This window comes from Bacillus sp. RO1 (assembly GCF_012524115.1).
In the GTDB taxonomy this organism is placed as follows: Bacteria; Bacillota; Bacilli; order Bacillales; family Bacillaceae_I; genus Sutcliffiella_A.
In genome coordinates, this window is sequence record NZ_JAAZWB010000088.1 from 72,829 (window position 1) to 93,679 (window position 20,851).

The window sequence follows — 20,851 nt, forward strand, 5'->3', positions numbered from 1 at the left end:
TGGTTGTTTTATATAAAGGTTTTGTTAAACACCACTTTTGACTTCCGTAAATGGCTTCGTTTTCCTAGGGGCGTTTGGGGAGCCTTCCTCATAAAAGCGGAAGCCACTGAAAAACTTCTTAATATTGATGTTGTATAGGCACCGCTGTTGATTTCCGCAAATGGCTTCGCTTTCCGCGGGGCGACCTTGAGCCTCCTCGGCAGGAGGCTTCGCCTATTGCTCCAATCTACAGCTAGGTTGTTGCAAATATCAACAGGATGTTTTAACAGAGCCTATATAAAAAGACCGTCCAGGTAATATCCTGGACGGCCTTATTTAATCCTAGTTATTTTAATAGACTTGCAAGGTGTTCAGCAACTTCAACAGAAACTGCATTCTTACCACCGAGTATAGTCAAAGTTTCCACGCCTTCTTCTTCGATAAATGTCGCTAAGTCAGCATGTACGGATTTCCCTACAAGCAGGATTCCTGTGCTTTCTTTAGCAGCAAGTGCCGCACCGGAAAGTGCATCGGCGAAGTGGTTACCAGTTGCAACATAGAAGTGTGTTGCACCTTCGTTAAAGTGTTTCGCAATTTCAACAGAAGTCTGGTACTTCGTTTTTCCGGAGACTCTTTCTGGATTCGGAAGCTTAGCAGCAACTTCAGCAGATACTGCTGCTGTTCCACCAACTACTACCGTATTTTCCACACCTAAGTCAGCAATCGCTTTTTCAGTAGCTGCAGGCAGGTTAGTAGGAGTTGTCAATAGAATCGGCATTCCTTTATCACCTGCATATGAAGCAACAGATAGAGCATCAGCAAAGTGGTTACCGTTTACAACTACCGCTTCAGTAGCACCATCAGGAGCAACTTCATGAGCAATTGCTACAGCTGTTTCAAACTTACTCTTACCAGATAAACGCTCAACAGTAATACCTTCCGCTTCAAGCGTTTCTTCAACATCTGCGCTTACTGCACCAGTTCCACCAAGGATATAGACTGTAGTAGCGCCAAGACGCTCAATTTCAGCCATCGTAATATCTGGTAAAGCGGCAGTTCTTGTTAATAGCATTGGAGCATCGAATTTTTTAGCCAAAGGAATACCAGCTAAAGCATCCGCGTAGTTGTCATGACGTGCAAGTACAACAACATCGGAAGACTCGAAGCCTTCTTCACTAACTTGAACAGAAGTCTCAAGACTGTTAGCTCCAGAAATACGATCTACCATATTTCTATTAATAACAATTTCTTCTTCTGTTACATTACCAGCAAGGTCGACTAATTCCAAATGGAATACATTTTCACCAGGCTCAAGAGAAACCATAGTGGAAACTTCCGTGCTGTAAGGTACCATATCATAACCAGGCATTTCGTTAAAGAATTCTTCACTTCCATTTACGAAGTATCTTAATTCTTCGGCATTGTCAGAAAGTTTAGCAGTCAACTTAACTGAATCCACATCACTTCCAACCTCTGTATCTACATCTACTTCCAATACTGGAGCAGTTGTATCAACGAAAATCATACGGCTGTTAGATAAGGAATGCTCGTTTCCAGCAGCGTCGATTGCAACTAGATTAATAGGGTTTGCACCATCTTCAAATGTAACGATTGTGCTGAAAGTATAGACGGACTTTTCTTCATCCCAACCTAATTCAGCTTCTTGACCATTCACTGTAAATTCAACGATTTCTGTTTCATCGGAAATTGTACCCGCAACTTCTACTTCACTAGTGTTGTGAACAGAGAATGTTGCAGGAGTTAGTACTGTAATAACAGGGTTCGCATCATCGTTCACTCCCGCTTCAACAGCTTCAGAAACGTTTCCTGCATTATCCACTGCCACTACTGTTACATTTCCGACAGGAAGACCATTTTCGAACTCATACATTTCAGTATCTCCCGGTAAGATGAACAAGGACTCTCCATCTACCAATACTTCGATGTAAGACAAGCCTGAAAGCTCATCAGCAGCATTCAAGGATAAGACTTTTCCATCTACAGATGCTTCTAATGTAGGTGCTACAGTATCAACAATAACTGGAACAAGGAATTGTTGTGCATCTTTTCCTGGATAGTCGATTGTTGGTGCAATCTCATAGTAGTACATGCCGTCTGCTACTACTTGTTTGTTCACTTTCCCGTCCCAGGCAAAAGCAGCTTTAAGCGTAGCCATAGGATTAAGTGCTCTATCATAGTAATTCTTTCTTACGTTTTTCTCAGATCTGATTGTTCGTAAGTGTTTTTTATTCTCATCAAGAACATTGTACTTAACTTCTTTCGCATTTCTTAGGAAAGAAAGGTAAGGAATAATTTGATCTTGCTCACCATCACCGTTAGGAGAAATAGCAATTCTTGCTTTCTCATTCTTTTCAGTGAATGGATTGAATCCTAGGTAATAATATTCTTCACCTTTCGCATAAAGCATAGCAGCTGCTTCATAGAAAGAGTTGTGATCATCATAAGCAAGCTCGTCCAATACAGGTGCAGCATTCCAGTCACCATTGAAACCTACATATGGTAATGTCAGCTCAGGAAGTGCTTCGTTGTAAAGTGATACATATCCTTCAACAAAGTAACCGTTAGGGAAAACTGTCTCAGGGTCTACATATGCACTCGCATTTCTATTTAATACCTTGGCATTAGCTAAGTTGATTTCCACAACAAATTCTACCGATCCATTTGCAGGGATTTCAACATTTGTATTCCCACCATTGATCGTAACGACTGCCCCATCAAGTTCTTGGGCTTCCAATACATTCGCATCATATCCCAATTGGCCGAATAGAGCCAAATCTGTTTGTACATTAGCTGATACATCATAACTTACAGCCTCATCTGTAAAGTTTTCAGCTTTTAGTGTAAAACTGATTTGATCATTTACTTCTTTAAGTGCAACCTTTGCTTCTCCTGTATTTTTCTCTGTAACCACTACAGGAGTGCTTAAAGCAGCATGGAGTTGCATAAGTCCTGCACCTTGACGTCTAGGGGAATAAGGGTTGTCAAATCCGAAGATACCTTGGATTCTCCCTTTGTCCTGAACTGGAGATGCAGTATTCATCATGATATTCTTAGCAAGTTCAACACGATCTTTGCCATCTAGTGCAAATTCTTCATCAACGCGTTGAAGGACGATGGCAGATCCACCTGCTACATGTGGAGCAGCCATGGAAGTACCACTTTTCACTCCATATTGGTTGTCCTGGATAGTGGAATAGATATTTCCACCTGGTGCTGTAATTTCAGGTTTGAAATCTAGGTTTGGAGTTAGACCCCAAGACGTGAAATCAGACATTTTTCCAGCAGTCGGGTTAGGAGCTGTCGTTTCCATTCCAGTGAAGGAAAGTGTCACTTCAACACCCTCTGCAATCTTAGAAGCCAATAGCTCTCCATCTACTTTCAGCATGAACAACTGAGGTATTTGGATACCATCGGCTGTAGCCATGTTTACATAACCTTCAGAATGGTTATAGACAATAACACCCGCCGCACCAGCGTCTTGTGCATTGAATGCAGTATCAGTAAACGTGTTCCCACGTTTAACTAGTACGAATTTACCTTCGTAATCACCATTTTCCCAGTCAGCTTTCACACCAATTTTGCTACCACCGACGTGGACAAGGTCAAATGTTTCTTCTTCAAGACTATTAGGATGCACACTGCTAGCAGAAAGGTATGGATGAATGTCCCCTTCCTCTCCGTCAAAAGAAGATTGAGCTGCATCAAGGTCGATAAAGCTGTTGTCAAGGGAAGCTACCTGTAAAGAATCGTAGGATAAACCAGGTGCCCCGACAACTCCAACATCTGGATTAGAAGCATAAGGGTTGTAGAACCCGTTACCCAAGTGAGCAGAGTTACCTGCCGAAATGGCCATAACCACACCATTTTCCACCGCTCTTGCAATAGCTTGTTGTTCAGGATTGTTGGCATCTACGAAAGAAGCCGTGGAACCTAAACTCATGTTGATGACATCAGCACCAAGGATGATTGAGTCATCGATTGCTTTGATATAGATATCGCCCCAAGTGGATCCCATGTCAGGATCGTTTCCGAAAACCTTTAACGCTAATAGTTGCGCTTCAGGAGCAACTCCTTTAATACCACCGTTTTCCTCATCACCGTTTGCTCCTGCAGTTCCTGCTACGTGCATACCATGATGAGAAGCACCAGGTCCAAGGTCCAGGATTTCCTGGTTCTTATCCATATAGTTATAGCCGTAAGGAACTTTTGCAGTATGGTACATACCAGGCAGGTCATTGTCCGAAATGAAGCCTTTCACTGCTTCTTTAGATAATGCAGCTGAAGAGTCATCCGTTAAAACCATGTCTTTATGACTAGGGTCAACACCTGTATCGATGATACCAATGATCATTCCTTCACCGTCATAGCCGTATTCGTCCCAAGCCATTTGGGCTTCTACAAGCTCTTTACTGTATTTCATGTTCGGCTCTTCCACTGGACGTTGGTACTCTGTAGCAATCGTCACTTTGGAAACACCTGAAATTTTCTCGATTTCAGCGATTCTGCCATATTCGACAACTCCACTGAATCCGTTGAAAGCAGTCGTGAAGCTTTCTTTGAAGTCCACTTTTAACCTTTTGGAGCTTAACTGGCTTTTAACTGCTTCTTGAGCAGATAAAGCTTTGTTTTGAAGTTCTATTTTCTTCGCTTCAGAAAGGTCAGCATATTTTTTTCCTTCTTTTGTTGCATATTCTATTGCCGGTGCACCTTCCACCTGTACAATAATACGCACCTTATCGTCTAATTTGTACTGCTCTTTTTCAGCTTCCGCTTTAGTCAAAGCGAGTTCGCCGTTCTTCGTCGTAACAGGCTTTGTTCTATCAGGTGCTGTTAATGGCGAAGCAGCCAAAGCAGCATTAGAGAACACCAAAAGAAAGACCATCATTAACATAAGTATTTTCTTAACGTTCAACTTTTTTCCCCCTATCGAAAATTGAAAATAATCTGCAACTCTCTAGTTCTATAAACCTACAATCCTATGTATAAAGATATATAGGTACTAGACTACAAATGTTTAGATCATTCCCCTCCCCATTTTTTATTTTTACTATTACAGTTTAGTGCCAATTTACTAAATAGTCAAACTATTTATTTCTCTTTTTTTACATTTTCTTCTCTAATTTTACAATATTACAATTATTTTATTGACTATCATGTAGAAATACCCAATTTAATAGAATGTTGATTATATCTCTTTTTTGGTTTTAATAATATGACAATAGGGTAAAGGTAGAATAAACAATATTTTCGCAAATACAATCATAGTTTTTCACTATTACTCATAGAATGATAGAAACGATGTCAGAGGGGGATTTTTATGGCTGTAATCACCAACAAAGTATTTCCATTTTTAAAAAATATCAGGAATTATAGCTTCGCTACAAAAACCTCGAAACACTTCAAAGAGTGGAACTGGGATGAACTTAATGCCGTCATGAATGGATATGGTTTTCGATTAATTTTTCTTACTTGCCTAAGCCCGCTTTTAACCATTATTCCTGCATTTGTTTTCAAATTGGCTATAGATACCACTTCAATTGTTGGTTACATGCTCACAATTATACTAATTATCCCATGGATACTCATTCCCTTCCTATTCATTCAGCATATTACCAACCGCTCAAAGGTTGGGAAAATTATCTCATACATATTCATCGGTATTTTAATTGTGTCATTTATACTTTGGATAAATGCAATTACTATCTAGTGCAAATTAGAATTAGTTTTTAAAATGATATAGAAAAAAACTTGCAGCAAAGCTTAGACTTTTAAGCTTTGGTCTGCAAGTTTTTTTGTTACATCAGCCTTCTTCAATACTAAATAAGCGAAGAATGTAGTTAGCCCAGATTAGATGCCCTTTCTCATTTGGAAGAATAGTATCTGGAATTATGTACTCTAAAAATTCATCTGAGTGATAATCAGGCCAGTTGTTATTCCAATGGTCAATATAGAATAGTTCCTGCTCCTTTGCCACATTCTTTAATTTTTCTACTTCTGTAGGATAATAAATAGCCTTATGGAGGGGCTGTGCAGGCTGAAGAAAGATGAAGACATCTGTATTCAATAATTTAATGTCATCGATCATTGTTGAGATATGATTCAGGGATTGTTCGATATCTATGATGCCATTGCTTTCTAACAGGAATGGTTCTAAAATTACAAAATCCGGTGTAACGGTCAAATTTTTGTTGATTAGATCATTACTAATGACCTCCTCTGTAGTAGCTCCACCTGGAATATCAATTATTGTTATATTAAACAACCTTTCATATGTATGTTCCATCTTTTCTTTAAACATGGTACTCCAAGACTGCTCTCCTGCTATTGTATATTCCGATCCAATGATAACTAATTCAATTTCTTCATCTTTATTAAATTTTTCAATAATAAATTCTGCACTTTCTGATGGGAGATTGGAAAAGTCATCTACTGTCATTTTATTTTCTTCTAATTCAGCCTCTTTTTCACTTTTGGCCGCACCGCCTACTAACAAATGTGCTTCTTCTCTATCTACAGCTGAAGCCAATTTGTCATTCCAATGAAAATTCCCGTATACTAGCGCACTAAAACAAACTAAAATCACTAGTGTCAAAATTAATCTCATCTATTACCACCTCATAACAAATATACTATAACCTCTGACCATTTTATATAATTAGTTACATTTCTAACAACAATTGTCTATTTATGTATTGTACAAAAATAATAAACACCCTATAATCAAAAAATAAGACTATGAAGCTGAAGGAAGAGTGCAATGCTAAAAAAGAAATGGTTTGTCCTTTTAATGAGTATTATTGGCATCGTAACAATTAGTTTAGGAATTTTCACCTATAGTGTATACAAGTCACTGGAAAACACGGCAACTTCTATGCATTCTCCGTTGGAACGTTCTAATTCGGATAAACGAACTTCGGAAATAGACTTCAAAAAGAGAGATCCATTATCTTTTTTAATTCTTGGAGTAGACGAACGAACTGGAGATAAAGGCCGCTCGGATTCCATGATTCTCTTGACAGTAAACCCAAATAAAAAGTCCATACAAATGGTTAGCATCCCCCGTGATACAAGAACAGAAATAATCGGGAAAGGGTTTGAAGACAAGATTAATCATGCCTATGCCTTTGGAGGACCGGAAATGTCTATTGCCACAATAGAGAATTTCTTGGATATCCCAGTTGATTACTTCATACAAGTAAATATGGAAAGTTTTAAAGATATAGTAGATGCTGTCGGTGGGGTTACGATAAATAACAAACTAGAATTCAGCCAAAATGGCCACCATTTTCCGTTGGGAGAAATTGAATTAAACGGGGAAGAAGCCCTTAGCTTTTCTCGAATGCGTTCACTTGATAGCGATTTTGGCCGTCAACAAAGACAGCGTGATGTTATTCAAGGTGTTATTAATAAAGGTGCGAACATTTCATCCATCACAAAAATTGATGATATTCTAGATGTCCTCGGATCGAACGTACGCACTAATTTGACCTTTGATGAAATGGTTGATATTCAGACCAACTATAAAGATGCAAGGCATAATCTTACTCAATATCAAATAACAGGTTCGGGAACTAGAATTGATAATATTTATTACTTAATAGTACCAGAAGAAGAACGTCTCTCCATCTCAAAACAATTAAAAGAACACCTAGAACTTGATTCTCAAGTTGCGAACAATAACTAATGAAAAGAGGGCTCCCTAATAGCGGAAGCCCTCTTTAATATTTAAAATATCTAAAATCAACCTAAAAGTCCGAATAACTTTTTCTTTTTAATTCTCTCAGGAATTTCTTTCATCATCATCGATCCTTCTACTAGCAGTTCCGCATTCTCCATTAAGAGATACTTTGCCTCTGACCCACATTCTTTCTCTATGACTTTGAATGCTTCAGCCATCTGGAAACTTCTACTCTTAAGGTTATGCGCATCTGATGCAACAAGATGGGTAAGATTAGCGTCAATCAAATCTAAAGAAAACTTTTTAATCTTTTTCCCGAACTTCCCAGCTACACTCGAAGCTGTCACTTGTGTACATGCGCCTTTTTTTACTAATTGGTATAGCTTTTCAGGGTTTTCTATCAATTCTGCATTGCGCTCTGGGTGAACGATGATAGGTGTCAAACCCTTTAATTGAACATCATAAATAATTTTTTCCGTATAAAGTGGCACCTGGCTAGAAGGAAGTTCAATGAATACATATCTATCTGTATTGTTTATTGTAAGTAGTTCATTTCTCTCGTACTGATCCAATAGTTCACCTGAAATGCGGCACTCTTGTCCAGGCAGGATGGTTATGTCAATACCTTCCTTTTCCAAGCGGTCATTAAGCTCCTTGACCTTCTCTAAAATTTCTTCTTTTGAATTCATATATTGCCCATTATTATGGTGAGGAGTTGCAACTATTTTTCTTATACCCTCTTTTGCAGCAGCCCTGGCCATCTCTAAGCTCTCGGTCATATGCCTTGCTCCATCATCCACAGCCGGAAGTATATGACAATGAACATCAATCATTATTTCCCCTCCAAATATAGTACTTTTGCACCATCCATCGTTCTTTATATCGATAACTATTATATTATCATAGAAGAGAAACCTTGAGAACGGGTGAATTTTGTCGAATTAAGTAGAGTCAGCATTATTCTTACTTTTCGCTTAAATGCTAGATATAGAAATTATTATATTAATATAAATAAATATTCATTATTCATTCTATATTACGCATAATTTCGATAATAAAAGCTTTTTATAAATAACTACTTTTATACTATTAATAATTTTTGCGGTTTGCCGATAGAAGAAAAAATAAAAAACACCTCAATGGGTGTCCTCATCTTGAATCAACAGGTTTCGCATATAAAATATATCTTTCAGGCGCCGCTCCAGTAAGGGTAAAGGGATAGCATGTGGTTAGGAGCAGATCCTCCTTTTCCTTTTGTAAGGTAATAACTGTTCTATCATCTTCATCTACTATCTTAGAATCATAGATTTCATACATATATTCCCCGTATGGCATATTCACATAGAATTTATCACCGATTTCCAGTTCTCCCAAGCGAAGGAAAACAGTATCTCTGTGGCCGGAAAACACGATTTGTCCCTCTTCACCTGGAAAAGATGCACCTTTAAAGTGGCCTACTCCCTTTTCCAGCTCTGCAGGGTCCGTTCCTTCAACAATCGGCAATTCCGCTTCAAGTCTTGGAATTTTCAACAGTCCTACTACCTCTCCAATTTCAGGTGCAAAATCATCAGGTTTTTTCGGGCGTTCTTTTTTATCTGGTACGTCTTTACCGCCCATTCCCTTAGTGATCGAAACCGCATCTTTAAGGGCCGCCTCCGTTTTTCTATCCATGCTAATTTTTTCAAATAGGCCGTAGCCAATAAAGGAAATACCGGTTAAGACAAACAGAACAGCCACTATCATTCCCTTTTTCAAAGTTTACTGTCACCTCTTAAATATTTTTTCTTCTCTACTTATTTTACCTAATTTTAGAAAAACATCAACTGCACAGAATCTGACAAATTATAATAATTTCCCAAAAACACCAGACATGTTCCTCATCATGATAGGCAAAAACGCAGCAATAAAATGAAGGCACAATAAGGCAAAGTAATAGAATTTAACTTTCGCCAACTTAAACACAAGCGGAATAATGACCAAAAGAATTCCCGCGACGCTGATCATGGAATAAATCATGGTACCTTGAGCTTCCCCATAGGTGACAAGTAAATAAAAGAATCCCACAATACTGATATTATAAATTAAAAATAATAGCGATAGTGCAAAACAGATAAAGTTGATGAAACGCTTAAATATGGATTGCCAATCGATTTTTTTCATTCATCTTTCCCCCTATAAATCAACATTCTTTTATCTTTCTATTAATTTCGATATATAAGTACATTTTCCCTGTTTTTTTCCTTATTTTTAGAAATAAATGTCGAAATAAAAAGACCCCTAGCAAGGGGCTCCTTAAGTGCTGATAAAAACCGAGTAGCCTTGAGGCCTAATTGTCTCAGCAAAGGAGTCTGCATTTTCTTTTTCAGAAAATGCTCCAACCTGTACTTTGTAGAGGTTTTCTTCTTTGAAAACGAAAGTGTTAAAACCTTTTGTGTTGAGTTCTGCTGCAAGACTATCCGCATTTTCCTTTGCACGGAATGCTCCTACTTGAACCTTATATATTCTTGTTGATGGTGATGTTGGTAGCAGCTTTAAATTGAAATATTCTACTAATCCACCTGCAATGGCCAGGGCACACGTTCTACGGTAACTATCCGTTTTTAAAAGTTGAGCTTCAGGGTAGTACGTCATAAAGCCACACTCACACAGGATGGAGGCCATCGTTGTTTCGCGGAGAACATAGAAATCGGCTGATTTAATACCTCTATCTCTCCTACCCGTTGCTTGGATGAGCCTGCGATGAACCAAATTGGCGAGGCGATCGGAATTTTGGGAGGGAACTATAGGAGTATATGTTTCTATTCCTTGAGCAGTATTCCAACCTCCATTTCCAAAGGCATTTGCATGGATGGAAACAAACGCTTGAGCCCCCCAGGCATTTGCTCTATCTGTACGTTCTTGCAACGGGACGTCCCTATCATCTGAGTGGGTGAACAAGACCTCCACATCTTGAAAGCGTAGTAATTCCTCTCGCGTATATTGGGCGACTACCCTATTAAATTCATATTCTTTCATCCCATCGGGTGTTCTCTTACCGGAAGTACTGTAACCATGGCCTGCGTCTAATACTAACCTCAAACATTCCACCTCTTTCTACAATTTTAGACCATTAGCACTATTATCATATGCCCTGTGTGTAGATTATGACAAAAAGAGGCTGTGGTCTCTCCGCCCCTCTGTAACCTTTTATATAATTTACCGTCTAACTATTCAAAGAGGGGTATGGGACATATATAGTTGTGGAAAAGGCGGAAACACCCCATTTTACCAGTCCAAACCATAAAAACGGAGGCGTGTATATGTATAAAATAACAACATCACTATTAATCTTCCTGTTATTGACTGCATGTGGAACTGTGGGAGACTCTTCCCAGGACAGTCCCGACATAACAGAAGGAAATGCACCAGTAAGTGAAGATAACGGTGTAGATTCTCCTGCAGATCCAAATGAATCCAGTGATCCTATCAAATCAAAAGAAGAGGCAAGAAAAAAGCTAGAAACAAACGAATCAAACAAAGAAGAACTTGAAGTACATGTTGACCGCCAAGACGGGGACTTTCTTTTTAAAGTTACGAATAACCATGAGGAAGATGCCGAAATCTACTTCTCTACCGGCCAGGAATACGATTATGTGGTATACGACGAATCAGGCAGTGCAGTTAAAAAATTGTCAGAAGGAATGATGTACACCCAAGCCATAAAAGAGATGACTTTATCACCAGGAGAAGCATTGGAATACCCTATTTCCTACAGTGACTTGGCTGCAGACCTTCCACCTGGAGAATACACCATCCAATTTATCCTTACGGATGCAAACCATCACGCCACAGCAAAAGAAACCTTCACTGTCGAATAAGAAGGACCTAATGTCACGAGGTTGTAACTGCCTTCCAAAAAACCTATAATAGAATAAGAAGATTTTCCCGGAAAAGGTCTACGCGATGAAGTAGACCTTTTCGTTTTTCCAACAGTCCCCCCTGCTACCTGAAGTGCAAGGTGTGAGACTCCTGCGGGAGATAGCGGTAGCTTGAGACCCCGCAGCGAAGCCGAGGAGGCTCAAGCACCGCCCCGCGGAAAGCGAACACCTCGAACGAAAGGTAACAGGGAGTTATGGAGACATACTTTTTCACAACCAGTCCCCCCTGCTGCCTGCAGTGCAAGGTGTGAGACTCCTGCGGGGGAGTAACGGTAGCTTGAGACCCCACAGGCGAAGCCGAGGAGGCTCAAGCACCGTCCCGCGGAAAGCGAACACCTGGAACGAAAGGCAGCAGGGTGTTATTCAGACACACTTTTTCTCAACCAGTTTCCCCTGCTACCTGGAGTGCAAGGTGTGAGACTCCTGAGGGAGATAGCGGTAGCTTGAGACCCCGCAGCGTAGCGAGGAGGCTCAAGCACCGCCCCTAGGAAAGCGAACACCTCGAACGAAAGGCAGCAGGGAGTTATTGGAACACACTTTTCCACAACTAGTTTCCCCTGCTACCTGCAGTGCAAGGTGTGAGACTCCTGCGGGGGATAACGGTAGCTTGAGACCCCGCAGCGTAGCGAGGAGGCTCAAGCACCGCCCCGCGGAAAGCGAACACCTGGAACGGAAGGTAACAGGGTGTTATTCAGACACACTTTTTCTCAACCAGTTTCCCCTGCTACCTGCAGTGCAAGGTGTGAGACTCCTGCGGGGGATAACGGTAGCTTGAGACCCCGCAGGCGAAGCCGAGGAGGCTCAAGCACCGTCCCGCGGAAAGCGAACACCTGGAACGCAAGGTAACAGGGAGTTATTGGAACACACTTTTCCACAACCAATTTCCCCTGCTGCCTGGAGTGCAAGGTGTGAGACTCCTGAGGGAGATAGCGGTAGCTTGAGACCCCGCAGCGAAGCGAGGAGGCTCAAGCACCGTCCCTAGGAAAGCGAACACCTGGAACTCAAGGCAGCAGGGAGTTATAGAAGACACACTTTTTCAAACAATAATGGATGGTGAAAAAAATGGAACAGTTCGCAGCATGGCTGATAAATACATACCCACTCACAAACGACAACAACAGAAACATCCTAAAAGAAGGCCTAAAACTGTTCCGTCAAGGCAACGTCATACACGCCTACCATGAAGGCTCCACCATGACCGGAAAAGTCCAAGACAACGGCCAAAAACACGTCCTGCTCGACGAAGAAATCGGTGACCTCAGCAGATGCTCATGCGGCGCAACGACCCTCTGCCCCCATCAGCTAGCCACCTTTCTTTCCGTATGGTCACAATCCAAAACAATTGCCTCGCTTATCGACGGCTGGAAGGAACAAAGCGCGGAAAACATCCTTCCAAGCCTTACATCGGCAACCATTAAAAAGGAAGCAACCAGTTATGAAGACAGTTCTCTTTCTAGCTGGCTTGAATTTGTGGACTATCAGCATCAGCAATATAAAAGCTCCATTCCTAGTAAACGAACCTATCTTACCGGCCTGACACACGCGTTCTTTCCTAAACTGCGCACACAGGCTCCTAAGAAGGCGGAAATACGTCCATTATTTTTATTACACGCCTCCCTCTATTGTATGAAGCAGGTGATCAAAAACTATGATAGCTCACAGCCATATCAATACATCGCAGATATTCTACATCGTTTTGTAGATATGGTGGAAGAAGAATCAAAAGGTTTGTTTCATAGCGCCATCGCCTTCCAACTCGACTCCTTGCTGAAAGAAAGCAGGCAACTGATTCGAGAAACGCTGTTGCAACAAGACGAGCCTTTTATAAGGGAAATGTTTTATGTGTATCAATTCACTTGGAATGATGTTTTCCAACGTCGCAACTGGATGTCCTCAGAGCTGAAAGAGCTAGAGGGTGACACTTCCCTTCAGGCCGAGTTGGCTAAGACACATTTATTATTTTTACAGAAAAAAGATGAAGAGGCATTGAAGCTGGTTAAAAGAAACAGCAGTCAGTACGCGCCCTATCTTTTCCATTGGTTACAATCCTTGGTCTTCAACAAGGCTAAGGACAGGTTGGAGAGCTGGCTAGCTGTCTCGTTGCCAATTGTGACGTCCTATATCCATTCAGAACCAACCTATGACCGGAAAAGGCAGCTGACTAAGCACCTGCTCAAGCTACTGACGGAGTACGCAATGGAAACAAGGCAAGATAAACTATATAAGGAAGCAATGCGCAAACTGATGCCATATAGTTACGGAGAATATGAATGGTACCTGTTTGAAACCAAGAACTACCGCCAGTGGGTGGAGTTACAGCTTTGGATGGGCTTTGAGCTAAGCGGTTTGGAAGCTTATAAGTTGAAAGAAATCAAAAAAACGGATGCCTATGCGCTTTTCCCACTCTATCATGTGGCGATAAACAAGGCATTGGAGCAGCGCAATAAAACCGCTTATAAAGAAGCGACATCGCTGTTGAAAACATTACATAGTCTTTATAAAAAAGAGAAACTGGAAGACATCTGGCTTCAGTATTTACTGCAACTAAAAGAAGGAACGAAGCGACTCCGCTCCTTCCAAGAAGAATTAAAAAAGGGAAGATTTAGTTATGATTAATGAGGCGTTATTTGCCAAATCAAATTATTTGGAGGAACGGAATCAATTTTTTCTATATGTAAAAATCCGCTCCTCCGTTCTGCCACCGTCACGATTTATCCCCCTTCTCTTTACATGGCATGAGGGATCTTATTTCGGCTCCATCCTAGAGGAATCCACCTATGATGGCGTTTCTGGGATTTTTTTAAATCCCAGTGACGCACTTGAACTTTTTGCCAACAATACCGAGAACTCTTTTATTGAGTTGGAGTGGTGTGATCAATCGGAACAATATCGCCTAATTGCTCCAGCTGTTGCTGACCTGTTGAACGAAAGAGCCTTTCAACCGAGTTTTGCAGCATGGCAGGAAGGGAGACTTTCCTTTTCACTAACAAAGGAAGGACAAGAGATGATCGCACAAAATCCTCTCCTCCCTTCTTATGCCGGCAAAATGGAAGAATGGTTGGACGCCATCATGAAGGATTGGATGGAACGCAATGAGGATGGGTATCTCCAGACATACTGGATGGACTACACAAAAGATCCGCGGCAATTAGCAACGGAAGGATCACTGGTGGAGTATGTGGATGAAGAAGACTGGCTTCGAGACATTGGATGGACGAAAGATACCACACCATTCAAGCTGGGCCTTCGCCTTTTAGAACCTGAAAAAGGGGAACAAGACTGGAAACTGGAAACCCTGCTGAAGGATAAGAAAACTGAAGAACTATATGTGTGGGAACAGGATAGCCTCCCTCCTTCTTATAAAAAATACAAAAAAGAAGTGAATCGCGGATTTAAGAAGTGGCAGCAGTTGACTCCCTCACTTTTTTCAAATGGACAGATCAGAAGTTATCTGACGGAAGAAGATGCCTGGCGTTTCCTTGTAGATGGCAGCGAGAGGCTGTTGGCAATTGGGAGCTTCATTTTTCTACCGCCATGGTGGCAAGCCATCAAGGATTCTCGAATTAAAGTGAAAGCAAGAGTGAACGGCTCAAAGAAAGGCGGCGGCCATTCTCAATCTTTTGTTGGTTTGCAGTCCTTAGTTAACTTTGAATGGCGCTTTTCCACTCGAAATACGGAGCTTTCCGAAGAGGAGTTCCTCGCACTTGTAGAAGAAAATCGCCGCCTTGTACAGATTAAAGGCGAATGGGTCGTGTTGGATCCAGGATTTATTGAAGAAATAAAACGGATGATGAAGCATGCAGAAGAGAACGGTATCCGCATGGAGGATCTGTTGAAAAGCAATGCAGCTGGCATGGCCGGTGACATTCCCGATGATGCTGATGCGGGGGGAAGCTATTCGATTCCGGATATCTCCTATGAACTGACCGGATCTGCCGAGCGTTTGATTGAACAACTCTATCAAGGCAAAGACATCCCGCCTTTTGAGGTGCCTGAGACATTCAAAGGCGAGCTAAGACCTTACCAGGAGCAAGGTGCAGCATGGTTGACCTTTTTAAGGGAACATGGCTTCGGGGCTTGTCTTGCAGATGATATGGGACTCGGAAAAACCATTCAGCTTATCGCCTATTTCCTATCATGCAAGGAAAAGGAGCCGGACGGACCGCCTGTTCTCATTATTTGTCCTACTTCTGTCCTTGGAAACTGGCAAAAAGAACTGGAAAAATTCGCTCCAAGTTTGGAAGTTATGTTGCATTACGGACCTAATCGTGGCAAAGGATCTATTTTCCGTGAGGCCGTTTTGAATTCAGATGTCGTGTTGACCTCCTATGCGATTTCTCATCTTGATGAAGAGGAATTGGCAAGTGTCGGCTGGCGTACCATCTGCTTGGATGAAGCACAAAACATCAAGAACGCTGACACGAAGCAATCCCAGGCTGTTCGAAATTTGAGCGGTGGCCATCATATCGCCTTGACTGGTACCCCTATGGAAAACCGTCTGTCAGAACTATGGGCGATTTTTGATTTTATCAATCCAGGATACTTAGGGTCGTTAGGCTCCTTCCAAAAGCAATTTGTATTGGCTATTGAGAAGGATCAGGACAAAAAGAAGATTCAGCAATTGCAAATGCTTATTCAACCGTTCCTATTGCGCCGCACGAAGCAGGATGAACAGGTGGCATTGAACCTCCCTGCCAAGCAGGAGCAAAAAGAGTACTGTCCACTGACCATTGAACAGGCTTCTATTTATGAACAGTTAGTAAAAGAAACTTTAGATAAGGTGGAGGAGTTAGGCGGTATCCAACGTCGCGGCCTCGTGTTGAAAATGCTTGGGCAGTTGAAGCAAGTCTGCGATCATCCTGCCCTTTATCTAAAAGAGGAAACCCCAGATAATCTCTTGATACGCTCCAGTAAGATGGAAAAGCTGGTGGAACTGGTAGAGCAAATTCGTTTGCGCGGAGAAAGCTGTCTTATCTTCACCCAGTACATTTCCATGGGGAATATGATTATTGACGCATTGGAATCCTCACTCGGGGAAAAAGGAAGATTCCTAAATGGAAGTGTGGTCAAAAAAGAACGTGATCAATTGATTCAAGATTTCCAGGACGGGGAATTTAATGTGTTGGTCCTTTCATTGAAGGCTGGCGGAACCGGGCTGAATCTGACAGCCGCCAATCATGTTATCCACTATGATCGCTGGTGGAATCCAGCCGTGGAGAATCAGGCAACCGACAGAGCATATCGGATCGGCCAGAGCCGTTTTGTCCACGTTCATAAGTTTATTGCAACCGGTACGCTGGAGGAGAAAATCGATGCTATGATTGAATCCAAACAGGCCCTGAATAATCAGATCATTACGAGCGAAGGCTGGATTACGGAGCTTGATAATGAGGAATTGCGGGATTTGTTGACATTGAGATAAGGTAATAGACTAAAAAAGCGCAGCCCCCATCTACATAGATGAGTCTGCGCTTTTTTGCTTTCCTTCCTTCTTACCCTTCTTAATATAAGTGGACAAAAATCCGGTAATAATCCCCTTCAATCCACCCATCGCATCCAACCCCACATCCGCCCAATGCCCGCTCCTGTCCGGGTGGTGAAATTGCAAAAATTCATCCAGCATCGCAATAACAAGGAGAATAGAAAAACTGAACAGAAACACTCTCCAATACTTTCTTCCTAAGGAACTGGCAAAGTATCGGACAAGCAAATAACCAAGAACACTATAAAAAAACAGGTGGGCTCCTTTTCGAAAAAGGAATTCCACAAACTGATACGCTCCCATACTTTCCACACTCATTTGGTTATTCACATAAGGAATCTCCACTCCAGCGAACACAGCAGCAATATGTTCCTCTGCCACAAGCATTTGCAAATATGGCCTGATATCCTGTTCTGCATAGGACATGGAAGACAGATAGAACAATATGACAATCCAGCCAAAGGCCAGAAACAGATAATATAGAATCCTCTTATTTCTCATATGAGCCACCACCGTAATTGAGTTAGGAGCCAAAAAAATTCCACTTAATTACGGTGTGTCCTATCTAGGCATGCCTTATACCCTTCAACTAAAATTCTTACTGGTCACTCCTCGTTTTGATTGCTTTAAACTTAGATAGGCGGTTTTCCCTTTGTATTTGACGAAAATTCTTTGTAATAATCCTTCTACTAAATCCTGACAGACTTGTTCCGGGCATTCTAACTTAAGAAAGGCTTTACGCTGTCTGTACCAAGCGTATGAAGAGATATCAAGTTGGTAGCTTGGAAGGTTGATGGTTACGGAAATAATCCTTTTATCCGCATAAGAACGAAAATGCAGTTCAACAGACTGGTTGGAACTCGTTGAAATGCAGCGCCAATTACCATTCTTAATCGATGCCTCCTTAGATATTTCCAATGCATCAAAGAAAGAGGATCTGGGTGCTGATGTATAGTCATCCTTTGGTTCTTTTATATAAATAAAATAATCTTGTCCATCATGATTCTGACCTTCCGTATTAGGAAGGAAACTTACCGTAGTTAACTTAAAATCAGCCACATCCACCACTCCCTCTTTCATCGTTCACTCCTCCTAATTATAGATAATTTTACTTTTTATAGAAAATATAGGAAATTAGACGATTCTATGCGTTTCTCTGGGTATTCTTTCCTATTCTCATTCTTCCTCTTTATTTTGCAATATTCGACATTGTTCCGTTTAGGAACAATAAGTAATCTTGTTCCAGACGAGAACAACCACTCCCTCTCTTTTCCATTACGTTAAAAGAAATGCGGAAAAGAGGCAGGAGATATGATGAACACGTCCTTTTTAGCGAGAAACATTAAATACCTTCGTAATCAGAAGAACTGGTCGCAACAAGATCTTGCCGATCGCCTGAACAGGGTGCACGGTACCATCAGCAAATGGGAAACTGAAAAGGAAGTCCCACCCATTGAAACACTTATAGAACTAAGTAAGCTTTTCAAGGTTTCTATTGATTACCTGGTAGGAAACCACTACGAACAAGAACATTATGTAAAGGAATTCAACCAGCTCTACCAAATTAACCAAGCTGATGAAGAACTCATGCAAATTGTGGACTATATAAAGCAACACCCCTATTTCAAGGACATCCTACATAAGTACACCCACATGAGCATCACAGATAGAAAAGTGATGGAGGACATGATGGGTATCTATGTCAATAAGTGAGTTTGGGCAAAAAAAGCCAACCCTTGTAAAGGCTGGCACCAAGGAATGGAGAACAAAGAGGCAAATCTTCTCTCTAGAGGGACCAAGAGGGCTTATCCTCTGCAAATTGCTGATAAGCAAAAAAAGAAAGGCAGCTTGTTTCCGCAAGTTGCCTTTTTCAGAAAGGCTAAAGCAAATATGGGAGGGGAGCCCTTTGCTTTATAGGTAAAATATAGATTACTTGATAAGCTGAATGTTTTTCGTTATTGAGATGACCTTACATGACTTTAGCTACACTCCCACCTTTTCAGGGGTCGACGGTTGTGTCGGGAAGTCTGGAAATTCTGATGGCTGCTGTGACGAGTGGTTAGTAGACGGTCGACTTTGGACATTTTCCATCTGCAGGTTTTCCGGTAGAGGCGGAGATTGCTCAAACACTTCGTTCCTTCTATGCTCCCTTGTCGAGTCCAGCTTTTCTGGAAACGGCGGAATCTGGGGCGCGGTAGGTTTTTCCTCCTTCTTTTTTTCAAGAAACCGCACATTGTCCACTACCACATCGGTAACAAAAACCGTCGTTCCATCTTTTGATTCATATCGACTAGTCTGTATCCTACCTGTGACTGCCACAAGTGCACCTTTTCGACAATAATTCGCAGTCGTCTCAGCGATACCTCTCCATGCCGTGCATGAGACAAAGTCAGCCTCATAAACACCTTCCTGATTTTTAAAATTACGATTAACAGCAAGCCGGAAGCTTGCTACAGGTGTTCCATCACTCGTATAACGAAGATCAGGATCCTTCACCATCCGACCAATCAGCACCACTTCGTTAATCACTATTCTCCCTCCTTTTTTCTACAAATTTCGTATTGCCCCGTTATCATAACTGCTTATTTAAGGTAGGTAAAATGAAGGTTTTCCAATTTTAAGGTGGATAATAAAAGTAAAATTGTATTTTCTTCTAAGGGAAAATCTTGTTTTAGGGAGTGGGCTTGTTGTCGAAAAATGAATTTAGGGATAGGAGAGATTTTTTTCTCGTCTTATCTTAGAGGAGGGTATCTTTCCTTGCGCTTATGTTATAATAAGACAAAATATTGGTACAGGTTAGGGTCGTTGCAAGGCACCCAAAAAATTTACCCGTTGGAGGAAAATCATGAAAACGTTCAAACTTATTGCATTATCCCTCGTACATGGCGAAGAAGTTGAACAGCTGGATTTACAAGACGGATTGATTATCAATAGAGAGTACGGAAAAGAAAACTGGTTGATTGAAGCATTGTTGCCAAAAAGCGAGCCGGAAAAATATGAAGGTTTCCGTGATAATGAAGAAATGCTTCATGTTCAAGCGACAATCTCTAAACCGACAAATGATCCAGCTTCCTTTGAGGTCATCGTCCGCCAAGTGGCAGTGATGGAAGACAAAATGAGCATCCTGTTCGAAGGCGAGCTCTTCCGAAAAAACACCAACTACCACGAAAAGCTGCTCGAGCGCCTTGTGGAAGAAGGCTATTCCGGCGACGAACTTGTAAATGCCTTCAAAAACAAAGTAAAAGAAAAACCGGTGCTAGAGAAGAGTAAGTGATGACGGCGTGATTTGGTTTAGTTTGATAAAGCGATAAAGAGGGGTCTGACCCGCTGTGCGTTAATGCACTAAAGAGGGGTCTGACCCTTTTCGCATTTAGTCTGTGATTTCGGTGTCATTTTAGGTGGTTTTGAGGCAAATGTCCGAAGTTTTACTGATTTTGACCGAAGTTTTCGGGAAGTTGACCGAAGATTTTGCAAAGTTGACCGAAGTTTCCTAATAGTTGTCCGAACGATTTTTTCAAATGGCCGAACCCCACCTGGAAGTTGACCGAACAAGCAAAACAGTTGTCTGAACCATGTTGAAAAATGACGTTAAAGTGTCCGAACCCCTCCCAGGCTTGTCCGAACACTTTTTGAAGCACTGAAAATCAGGTCTTGTAAACTAAACTGTGTAAGTAAAAGAGCGTACGACTTTTACTTCGCAGTTTAGTTTTTTTCTTGTTAAAATTATTTTAACTAACTGGGGGGATGATCGGTATGACCAAGAAAGATCGTAAT

At 41.3% G+C, this 20,851-nt stretch carries 16 protein-coding genes; 7 read left to right on the forward strand and 9 right to left on the reverse strand.

The genetic code is table 11. From position 1 onward, the window contains the following. Positions 1 to 325 precede the first annotated feature (325 nt). On the reverse strand, positions 326 to 4,912 hold the full coding sequence (locus HC179_RS18665; protein WP_240948585.1) for a cell wall-binding repeat-containing protein: 4,587 nt from the start codon (positions 4,910 to 4,912) through the stop codon (positions 326 to 328). Positions 4,913 to 5,317: 405 nt separating this feature from the next. Here HC179_RS18665 and HC179_RS18670 point away from each other — a divergent pair, with 405 nt between their 5' ends. Continuing rightward, complete coding sequence (locus HC179_RS18670) at positions 5,318 to 5,707, forward strand: hypothetical protein (RefSeq protein WP_168865710.1); 390 nt, start codon at positions 5,318 to 5,320, stop codon at positions 5,705 to 5,707. A 93-nt stretch (positions 5,708 to 5,800) separates the two neighbouring features. Here HC179_RS18670 and HC179_RS18675 read toward each other — a convergent pair whose 3' ends face one another. Continuing rightward, positions 5,801 to 6,604, reverse strand: a complete 804-nt coding sequence (locus HC179_RS18675; protein WP_168865711.1) for an SGNH/GDSL hydrolase family protein — start codon at positions 6,602 to 6,604, stop codon at positions 5,801 to 5,803. A 153-nt stretch (positions 6,605 to 6,757) separates the two neighbouring features. Between HC179_RS18675 and tagU the strand changes: the two genes are divergently transcribed. Beyond that, complete coding sequence (gene tagU, locus HC179_RS18680; protein ID WP_168865712.1) at positions 6,758 to 7,684, forward strand: polyisoprenyl-teichoic acid--peptidoglycan teichoic acid transferase TagU; 927 nt, start codon at positions 6,758 to 6,760, stop codon at positions 7,682 to 7,684. A 56-nt stretch (positions 7,685 to 7,740) separates the two neighbouring features. Here tagU and HC179_RS18685 read toward each other — a convergent pair whose 3' ends face one another. From HC179_RS18685 to HC179_RS18700, 4 genes are all read right to left on the reverse strand, one after another. Continuing rightward, on the reverse strand, positions 7,741 to 8,511 hold the full coding sequence (locus HC179_RS18685; protein WP_168865713.1) for a tyrosine-protein phosphatase: 771 nt from the start codon (positions 8,509 to 8,511) through the stop codon (positions 7,741 to 7,743). Between the two features lie 316 nt (positions 8,512 to 8,827). After that, positions 8,828 to 9,433, reverse strand: a complete 606-nt coding sequence (locus tag HC179_RS18690; protein WP_168865714.1) for a class D sortase — start codon at positions 9,431 to 9,433, stop codon at positions 8,828 to 8,830. A gap of 87 nt (positions 9,434 to 9,520) precedes the next feature. Next, positions 9,521 to 9,838, reverse strand: a complete 318-nt coding sequence (locus tag HC179_RS18695; protein WP_168865715.1) for a hypothetical protein — start codon at positions 9,836 to 9,838, stop codon at positions 9,521 to 9,523. A gap of 132 nt (positions 9,839 to 9,970) precedes the next feature. Next, positions 9,971 to 10,756 carry an N-acetylmuramoyl-L-alanine amidase gene (locus HC179_RS18700; RefSeq protein ID WP_168865716.1) on the reverse strand — a complete coding sequence of 262 codons (786 nt, stop codon included), beginning with the start codon at positions 10,754 to 10,756 and terminating at the stop codon, positions 9,971 to 9,973. Between the two features lie 221 nt (positions 10,757 to 10,977). Between HC179_RS18700 and HC179_RS18705 the strand changes: the two genes are divergently transcribed. The 3 genes from HC179_RS18705 to HC179_RS18715 all read left to right on the forward strand — a co-directional run bounded on the left by HC179_RS18705 (position 10,978) and on the right by HC179_RS18715 (position 17,017). Next, complete coding sequence (locus HC179_RS18705; RefSeq protein WP_168865717.1) at positions 10,978 to 11,535, forward strand: BsuPI-related putative proteinase inhibitor; 558 nt, start codon at positions 10,978 to 10,980, stop codon at positions 11,533 to 11,535. A gap of 1,122 nt (positions 11,536 to 12,657) precedes the next feature. Continuing rightward, a complete protein-coding gene (locus HC179_RS18710) occupies positions 12,658 to 14,211 on the forward strand; it encodes a hypothetical protein (protein ID WP_168865718.1) in 1,554 nt (517 codons plus the stop codon). Then, the gene (locus HC179_RS18715; protein ID WP_168865719.1) at positions 14,204 to 17,017 is read left to right on the forward strand and encodes a DEAD/DEAH box helicase; all 2,814 of its coding nucleotides are present in this window, start codon (positions 14,204 to 14,206) and stop codon (positions 17,015 to 17,017) included. Before HC179_RS18710 ends, HC179_RS18715 begins: the two co-directional genes overlap by 8 nt. A 30-nt stretch (positions 17,018 to 17,047) precedes the next feature. On the opposite strand, the gene HC179_RS18720 is transcribed toward HC179_RS18715, so the two are convergent. After that, positions 17,048 to 17,578, reverse strand: a complete 531-nt coding sequence (locus tag HC179_RS18720) for a VanZ family protein (RefSeq protein ID WP_168865720.1) — start codon at positions 17,576 to 17,578, stop codon at positions 17,048 to 17,050. 84 nt (positions 17,579 to 17,662) lie between these two features. Further along, positions 17,663 to 18,157: a hypothetical protein gene (locus HC179_RS18725; protein ID WP_168865721.1), complete on the reverse strand. Its 495-nt coding sequence runs from the start codon at positions 18,155 to 18,157 to the stop codon at positions 17,663 to 17,665. 231 nt (positions 18,158 to 18,388) lie between these two features. On the opposite strand from HC179_RS18725, the gene HC179_RS18730 reads away from it, so the two are divergent. Beyond that, complete coding sequence (locus HC179_RS18730; RefSeq protein ID WP_168865722.1) at positions 18,389 to 18,790, forward strand: helix-turn-helix domain-containing protein; 402 nt, start codon at positions 18,389 to 18,391, stop codon at positions 18,788 to 18,790. Positions 18,791 to 19,060: 270 nt separating this feature from the next. Here the strand turns inward: HC179_RS18730 and ssb are convergent, their stop codons facing one another. Next, positions 19,061 to 19,606: a single-stranded DNA-binding protein gene (gene ssb / locus HC179_RS18735; protein WP_168865723.1), complete on the reverse strand. Its 546-nt coding sequence runs from the start codon at positions 19,604 to 19,606 to the stop codon at positions 19,061 to 19,063. A 316-nt stretch (positions 19,607 to 19,922) separates the two neighbouring features. Between ssb and HC179_RS18740 the strand changes: the two genes are divergently transcribed. Further along, positions 19,923 to 20,351, forward strand: coding sequence for a YwpF family protein (locus tag HC179_RS18740; RefSeq protein WP_168865724.1), 429 nt, complete (start codon positions 19,923 to 19,925; stop codon positions 20,349 to 20,351). Positions 20,352 to 20,851 lie beyond the last annotated feature (500 nt).